Consider the following 7,786-nt stretch of genomic DNA (forward strand, 5'->3'; position numbering starts at 1 on the left):
CTCTACTCCAGATACAGTCAACGGTACAGCCATTTTCAAGTGAAAAATGTACCCAGTAGCCTCTTTTCAATTTTTTCTTAGAAGCGACCTGCAGTAAGGGTTTTGTTAATTTTCTAGTATTTATGTATGGGGGAAGTCCAGTTATAGGAGTATAGGCGGTTAGAATGCGTCTTAGCTTAGACGGCAAATGTTTGCAGAAGCGAACGTGCTTGAGGTGTGGCAAGAGGAGCTAGAAGCTGATAGGCAAATGGTCATTCCCAGCGATTACCGACCTGAACAAGGAAATTACAGATTTTTTCAAGCTAGGATTAAAGATTTTGTATCGAAAAATACAAAACCGGCCAAAGTGACTGTTTAGGATGGATTTTTTGAGAAGCTTAAGAACTGATCCATACATCAAAGGAGTTTTCCATGCCCGAAACGCCACAAGAAGTCTTGAAAATGATTCAGGACAACAATATTAAGATTATCGACCTGAAATTTATTGATATGCCAGGTATCTGGCAACATTGCTCGTTCTACTACGATCAAATCGATGAAAGCTCTTTCAGCGATGGTGTTGCCTTCGATGGTTCCAGTATTCGCGGTTGGAAAGCAATTAACGAATCCGATATGGCCATGGTTCCCGATCCTACCACTGCTTGGATCGATCCCTTCTACAAGGAACCTACCCTAAGCATGATCTGTAGCATCAAAGAACCGAGAACCGGTGAATGGTATAGCCGCGATCCTCGCTCTATTGCTCAGAAAGCGATCGATTATCTTAGCAGTACCGGTTTAGGTGATACCGTATTTTTTGGACCGGAAGCGGAATTTTTCCTCTTTGATAGCGCTCGTTTCGACCAAACCGCCAACGCCGGCTATTACTACATGGATAGTGTCGAAGGTCGTTGGAATAGCGGTAAAGACGAAAAAGAGGGAAATCTTGCCTATAAACCCGCCTACAAACAGGGTTATTTCCCCGTTAGTCCCACCGATACCTCTCAAGATCTTCGCACGGAAATGCTCTTAACCATGGCCGACTGCGGAGTTCCCATCGAAAAACATCACCATGAAGTCGCTACTGGTGGTCAAAACGAGTTAGGGATTAAATTCTCTACCCTAGTACGGGCCGCCGACTACTTGATGACCTACAAATACTGCATTAAGAACGTGGCTAAGAAATACGGTAAAACCGTCACCTTTATGCCCAAACCCATCTTTGGTGATAACGGTTCCGGGATGCACGTTCACCAGTCTATCTGGAAAGATGGTCAACCCCTGTTCGCTGGGGATAAATACGCCGGACTTAGCCAAATGGCACTGTACTACATCGGTGGTTTGCTTAGACACGCTCCCGCTCTCTTAGCTTTAACTAACCCCACCACCAACTCTTACAAGCGTCTCGTCCCCGGTTTTGAGGCCCCTGTAAACCTGGCCTACTCCCAAGGTAATCGCTCCGCTTCGATTCGGATTCCTTTATCGGGAAGCAACCCGAAAGCCAAACGTTTAGAATTCCGCTGTCCTGATGCCACTTCTAACCCCTACCTCGCTTTTGCAGCTATGCTCTGTGCGGGTATCGATGGAATTAAAAATCAAATTGACCCCGGCGAACCTCTCGATGTGGATATCTACGAACTCAGCCCCGAAGAATTGTCAAAAATACCCTCTACCCCCGGTTCTCTAGAAGCAGCTCTGGAAAGTCTCGAAAAAGATCACGCTTTCTTGACCGATTCTGGTGTCTTTACCGAAGACTTTATCCAAAACTGGATCACCTACAAACTCGATAACGAAGTTAACCCGATGCGCTTACGTCCCCACCCCTACGAGTTCTCTCTCTACTACGATGTCTAAGGTTTGATTGACCAATCATTAATCCTAGGGTGGGCTTTTGTCTGCCCTTTTTTTTCCGAATCAGCAAGTCAGTCCCGATGAAAAAATTTTCACCCCCGCAGATGAAAGAGGTTTCCTTCCCCACACCCCACACCCCACACCCCACACCCTGCCACCACCGAAAAACTTTTTGCCGCAAACCCTAGTATAATCCCTTGCTGCCAATTAAGTAGGGAGGCACAATTATTTGTAGGATGGGTTAGCGGTAGCGTAACCCATGCGGGCGTTGGGTTTCATGCTTCAACCCAACCTACGTTCATCTTATATTTAATTCCACCCACCCACTTAGCATAAAATACGATTAATTGACTGGTATTTTGGGGCGATAGTTTATGGAACGCGGGTTATTGTGGACACCTTTATTAATTCTATTTATTTGGTTGGCTTGGAGTGGTTGGAATGAATACCAAAAAGTGGAAATCTATCGAGTATGGGCGGAAAACTTCCAGCGAGCTAAGTATGATATATATTCTGTCTTAGGTCAAAAAGATAAAATTATCACTTGGGGAAAGCCAACTCGTAAGGGAGTGATTAATTTACAAACTTTTTCCCTAGAGGAGGTCAAAGAAATCCGTCTGCTAGTTAATAATCAAGTGGTGGATTTAGATGCTCTTCCCCCCCAAGGTTCCCCTTTCCTAGAATTTATTTTTAAGGAGCGATCGCCTGAAAAAATTCCCTTTACTGAAGTTGAATTGGCTAGTCAGTGGGCGAAATTTTTACAACAACAAATCTTAATTTAATTGCGATAATTTCTAGCGCAATCTCCCCGATCGCAGGATACCGACAACTAACCATAAACCGATTAAACTAGCTGTAGCAAATAATACGGTACTAATAATAGTTAATTGCCGAGATTGGGCGCTGGCTGTGACAATGGCAGCCCCGATAATTAAGGAACCAATAATCACACTAAAAGCTAGTCGATTGGCGGAATTATCTAAACTGCGACGGAGATTATCTAAGTCGCGAATTTTCAGATTAACATTTAAAGTTTCCGAGGTTAAACCATCTAGTAAAACTTCGATTTGACGGGGAGATTTCAGTGAAAAAGATTTCAAGTCTAAAACTGTTCTTAGGGCAGTTTGTAGGGGAGTGCTACCGATTAACTGTTGTTCAAGAATATTAGTTAATAGCGGTTTGACTTCTTCCAGGATATTAATATCAGGATTAAATTTTCGGGCAGTTCCTTCTAGATTAGCGAGACTTTTAGCGAATAAACCTAAATTACCCGGAAGTTTAATTCTATTGCGACGGGCAATTTGCAAAAGTTCATAAACTACCTCACTAAAGTTAATTTGATTTAAATTGAGGTTATAATATTTTCGCAACATCCGCTCATAATCCACCTCTAATTGTACTAAAGTAATCGGCACCACTGACTCGGATAATTTAATAGTTAGTTGACTGCATCTTTTCGCATCTAAGTCAACAATTGCTAATAACAATTCTGTTAAAATTTGTTGAGTTTGCGGGTCTAATCTGCCCACCATGCCACAGTCAATTAAAGCTACTCTACCATCGTCAAGATAGAAAATATTACCCGGGTGAGGATCGGCATGAAAGAAGCCATCAATATAAATTTGTTGAAAAAATGACCGAAACAAAATCCTAGTTATTTCGCTTTTTCTTTGGGAAATTGCTTGCTCAGTTGCTGGTCTAGAAACATCGGCCTCTAAAATTTGTTTTCCTTCTAACCATTCTAACACTAATAGCCTAGAATTAGTTAAGTGCCAATAAATTTTAGGAATAACTAACTGTTTGGGTTCTGACCACCGACTCTGGGTTAAATTATAGCGTAATTGGTCAGTATAATGACCTTCTTGGGTGAAATCTAATTCCGCATTGACTGCTTTAATAAACTCCTCTGCTAAGTTAACAACGTCATAACTTTGACCAAATTCTGTCAGGGCAACTAAATCAGCAATTCCCTTAATTAAGGCACTATCTTGGGCGACAATTTTTTCGATCCCCGGACGCAGGACTTTAATCGCGACTTCCTCCCCGGATAATAAAGTTGCCCGATGAATTTGCCCGATCGATCCCGCGGCGATCGGTTGGGGATTAATATACTTAAATACCTGTTCGATCGGTTTTGCTAACTGTTCAGTGATGACTATTTCTATATCTGTCCAAGCAACGGGAGGAACTTGCGCTTGTAGGGCAGTTAAAGCCTCGATATAATTAGCAGGTAGCAGATCGGGACGGGTACTAAGTAACTGTCCCAATTTGACATAAAAAGGCCCCAATTCCACGAGGATTTTTTTGAGAACTTCTGGGGTGGGAATCTGGGGATTTTCTGTTTTTCCTAAGGTTAAAACCCCGCGCATATAGTCCCAACCGTTGCCGAGAACTATCTCAAGGATTTCTTTTTGTCTTTGACTGGTTTGGGGGAGTGAGAACACGGTATTATCAGTTATCAGTTATCAGTTATCAGTTATCAGTTTATCAATGGGTAAGTTAGGTACTTATCGATGGGTGCATCCCACATTTGCAGGAACACCGATAATCAGCAATTATCAGTGACTTTTAAATTATTACAGATATATCAGCAGCTGCCTGTAAGCATCCCACCGAAAAACTAATGCGCTCCGGGGTTTGGGGGCGGCGCCACGCCCCCAACGGGGGGTTTGGGGGGTAGAACCCCCCAAAAGCTTGGATTGAGCGATAAAACCGAAAGTAACGCCCGATTTTAGTAGGAAGTTTCCCTTAAAAAATCCCAACTTAGTAGATTTACAAAAATGAGATGTACCCCTTATCGATCCTATAACAATTTATCCAATTTGGGATCGGTTTGTAATTGCTTGAGAACTTGTTTAATATCTTGGGTACGATCTTTGTGGACAACGAGAGTCGCTTTACCGTCGCGAACAATTACCAGATCTTTTAAACCAATAGTAACGATCACTTCTTCCCGATCACTAGCATAGATAATAGCCCCCTCCGTATCCAAACCGACATGATTGGCCAGTTCAATATTTTTGCCCTTTGCTTCTAGTAATCTTTCCAGAGAATTCCAATCTCCCAGATCATCCCAACCGAAATTAGCGGGTAAAACGTAAGCGAGTTGGGTTTTTTCCATCAAAGCATAATCGATACTTTTTTTCTCTAAATCCTCATAGGCAGCGATGCCCCGATCGATCAGAGGTTGTAAAATATTATTAGCGTGGGTTTTTAGCTCCTCTAAAACCACTTGTCCCTGAAAGATAAACATTCCGCTATTCCAACTAAAAAGTCCCGTTTCTAGGAATTTTTCGGCCGTGGTGCGATCGGGTTTTTCCGTAAAACGACTAACTTTATAGACGGGTAAACCATTAAATTCGCCCTGATTTTCTCCCTGTTCGATATAACCGTAACCGGTGGAGGGATAATCGGGTTTAATCCCTAAAGTAACGATCGCTTTTTGGCTGACGGCCACTTCTACGGCCGCTTTTAAAGTGTTAATATAAGCCTCTTGATCACCAATATAATGATCGGCAGGAAAAAAACCGATCGCCACTTCTTTACCATAACGTTTTGCCACTTCTAAGGTGGCCCAAGTCACAGCCGGGGCCGTATCCTTGCCCACCGGTTCCACTAATAGGTTACTCTCCGGTAAATCGGGCAGTTGTTCGCGGACACCATCAGCGATCGCACTAGCGGTAATTACCCAGAGATTTTCCCAACCTGCCCCTAAAGATAATAGACGATCGGCCGTTGCTTGTAAAAGACTGCGACCACTACCATCAAGACAGAGAAACTGTTTCGGACGCGCTAGACGACTGAGAGGCCAAAAACGTTCCCCTTTACCCCCGGCGAGAATGACTGGAACAAGCGACTGATTCATAAAAATTGACACTTATCGGTTAAGTTGAACCGATTGTATCAGACGGCAGTGAGCGGTGAGCGTTTTCCTGACTCAAAGCTAAAAAGCGGGCAAATAACCCGCTTTTTAGCAAAAATAACCGAAATATTGCGATTAGAAATTCATTTCGGCCGCTTGTACTGTTTCCACTTGTTTTTTCTTAATAACTAAGAGGATTTGGCAGAGCATAATACCACCGAGGAATAAAACTAATCCTTTGATCCGGCCGGGATTTTGCAGGACAACTTCCGTATCTTTTTGACCAAAACCGCCGACATTGGGGTTACTGGTTAAAAATTGTCCCACTTCGATCGCTTGACCTTCCGAGACGATTAACTCAGGACCTGCGGGAATATTTTCCACCACGGGGCCAGCTTCGGAAGTGATGGTGACTTCATAACCACCGGCTTCGGTTTTGCTGATCTGGCTAATTGTACCTGCGGTAGAAGCTTTGAAAGCGTTATTATTGCTGGGTTCACCGGTGGGGTACACTTGACCGCGACCGCGATTGGCCCCTAAATGCACAGCATATTTACCGAAGTGAATACCCTTATTTTGGCTAGGATCGGGGGCCAGGACGGGGAAAACGATCTCTTTGTATTGATCACCGGGTAAGGGGCCGACGATAACCACGTTATCTTGACCTTCTTTGTAGGATTGGAAATAGACTCCACCGAGTTTTTCCTGCATTTCTTCGGGAATGCGATCGGGGGGCGCGATTTTAAAACCATCCGGTAGCATTAAGACTGCACCGACGTTTAAACCCCCCTTGGATCCGTCTCCTAACACCTGTTGACTGGCGGGATCGTAGGGGATTTTTACCACTGCTTCAAAGACGCTATCGGGTAATACCGAGTGGGGGATTTCAATTTCGGCGGGTTTTTGGGCTAAATGGCAGTTCGCGCAGACAATCCGACCTGTTGCTTCTCTGGGGGTTTCCGGGGCGGTTTGTTGCGCCCAAAAAGGATATGCTTGGGCAGATTGGGGGTTAATGACATCGCTGGTTAGGAGTAGGGAAACGGTAGCGATCGCCACGAGGACAGCTTTCACTAGGGCCTGTCTGTGGACTTGCGGGAAGCTTAAAAAGTTGAATGTTCTCATCTCTATAGGTCGAATAATTCCAAATCTCGTCACATTGAATAATCTAGGACCACCAGGGTTCTTCGCCATTGCGGAAGTCGGTTTCCGTCCAAGTGGAGAAGACGACTTTATCATTATCGGTGACGTTGGCATGGGCGAGGGCTAAGGATAGAGGCGCTGGACCGCGAACTACTTTTCCTTCGGCATTGTACTGGGAACCGTGGCAAGGACACATGAATTTTTCTTCGCTGGCATTCCAAGGCACCACACAACCTAAGTGGGTACAGACGGCGTTAATTCCGTAGTTGGCCAGGGTTTTGTCCTCTTGGACGACTAAATAGGTGGGGTCGCCTTTTAAACCTTGGGCTAAGGTGCGATCGCCAGCGTTATGGGTGGTCAGAAATTGACTGACAATCACATCATTGCCTAGGGCATCTTTAGCGGTGACACCGCCACCCGTACCACCGGCCGAGGGGGGAATAAAATACTTAACAATCGGATACAAAGCCCCCGCTGCTACTCCGGTAATTGTACCAAAGGTCAACAGGTTCATAAATTGACGACGCCCCAAATCGGGAACATCTGTACCGGAAACTTGACTCATTGCTCCTTATCTCCAAATGTAAATTTTTGTAAACTAATTCTCATCTAAGGGCGATTTTGTGCATCTCGATCAAGACGAAAACCCAGAGCTTAAAGAAGGTTTACAAGGGCTGTATTAGATTATTACAGATATTGAGTCACGGACAATTGCCACGGCAAAGCTGCGCCAAATGCGATCGCTGTTTGCTCGCTTTTGCCGAGATGAGAAACCGCAAACATCGAAAGAATCTTAAAAAATTTGATCCAATGGAAAAGTTAAGTCCCCATATACCTTTAACTTAAGTTAAGTAGCTGGTTATAATTAAATTAAAAATGGATTTTAGGTTCGATCCCCCCTTAATCCCCCCTTAGTCCCCCCTTGATAAGGGGGGTGTCTGACAACTTTTAACA

The 7,786-nt window shown here is 44.1% G+C and carries 7 protein-coding genes; 3 read left to right on the top strand and 4 right to left on the bottom strand.

The features are described from left to right. Window positions 1-187: 187 nt before the first annotated feature. From IM477_RS00100 to IM477_RS00110, 3 genes are all read left to right on the top strand, one after another. On the top strand, window positions 188-358 hold the full coding sequence (locus IM477_RS00100; protein WP_155120276.1) for a hypothetical protein: 171 nt from the start codon (window positions 188-190) through the stop codon (window positions 356-358). Window positions 359-411: 53 nt separating this feature from the next. After that, the gene (gene glnA / locus IM477_RS00105; protein WP_287729941.1) at window positions 412-1,833 is read left to right on the top strand and encodes a type I glutamate--ammonia ligase; all 1,422 of its coding nucleotides are present in this window, start codon (window positions 412-414) and stop codon (window positions 1,831-1,833) included. A 371-nt stretch (window positions 1,834-2,204) separates the two neighbouring features. Beyond that, window positions 2,205-2,612 carry a hypothetical protein gene (locus IM477_RS00110; RefSeq protein ID WP_287729942.1) on the top strand — a complete coding sequence of 136 codons (408 nt, stop codon included), beginning with the start codon at window positions 2,205-2,207 and terminating at the stop codon, window positions 2,610-2,612. A gap of 12 nt (window positions 2,613-2,624) precedes the next feature. Here the strand turns inward: IM477_RS00110 and IM477_RS00115 are convergent, their stop codons facing one another. The 4 genes from IM477_RS00115 to petC form a co-directional block, all read right to left on the bottom strand. Further along, window positions 2,625-4,274: an ABC1 kinase family protein gene (locus IM477_RS00115; protein WP_287676416.1), complete on the bottom strand. Its 1,650-nt coding sequence runs from the start codon at window positions 4,272-4,274 to the stop codon at window positions 2,625-2,627. Between the two features lie 359 nt (window positions 4,275-4,633). Further along, window positions 4,634-5,695 carry a mannose-1-phosphate guanylyltransferase gene (locus IM477_RS00120; RefSeq protein WP_287729943.1) on the bottom strand — a complete coding sequence of 354 codons (1,062 nt, stop codon included), beginning with the start codon at window positions 5,693-5,695 and terminating at the stop codon, window positions 4,634-4,636. A 132-nt stretch (window positions 5,696-5,827) separates the two neighbouring features. Then, window positions 5,828-6,814, bottom strand: coding sequence for a cytochrome f (petA, locus tag IM477_RS00125; RefSeq protein WP_012265194.1), 987 nt, complete (start codon window positions 6,812-6,814; stop codon window positions 5,828-5,830). A 43-nt stretch (window positions 6,815-6,857) separates the two neighbouring features. After that, window positions 6,858-7,397 (bottom strand): cytochrome b6-f complex iron-sulfur subunit, encoded by a 540-nt coding sequence (gene petC / locus IM477_RS00130; protein WP_287729944.1) that lies wholly within the window; start codon window positions 7,395-7,397, stop codon window positions 6,858-6,860. Window positions 7,398-7,786 lie beyond the last annotated feature (389 nt).

The sequence above is a fragment of the Microcystis sp. M090S1 genome (assembly GCF_020246295.1).
Classification (GTDB): domain Bacteria; phylum Cyanobacteriota; class Cyanobacteriia; order Cyanobacteriales; family Microcystaceae; genus Microcystis; species Microcystis aeruginosa.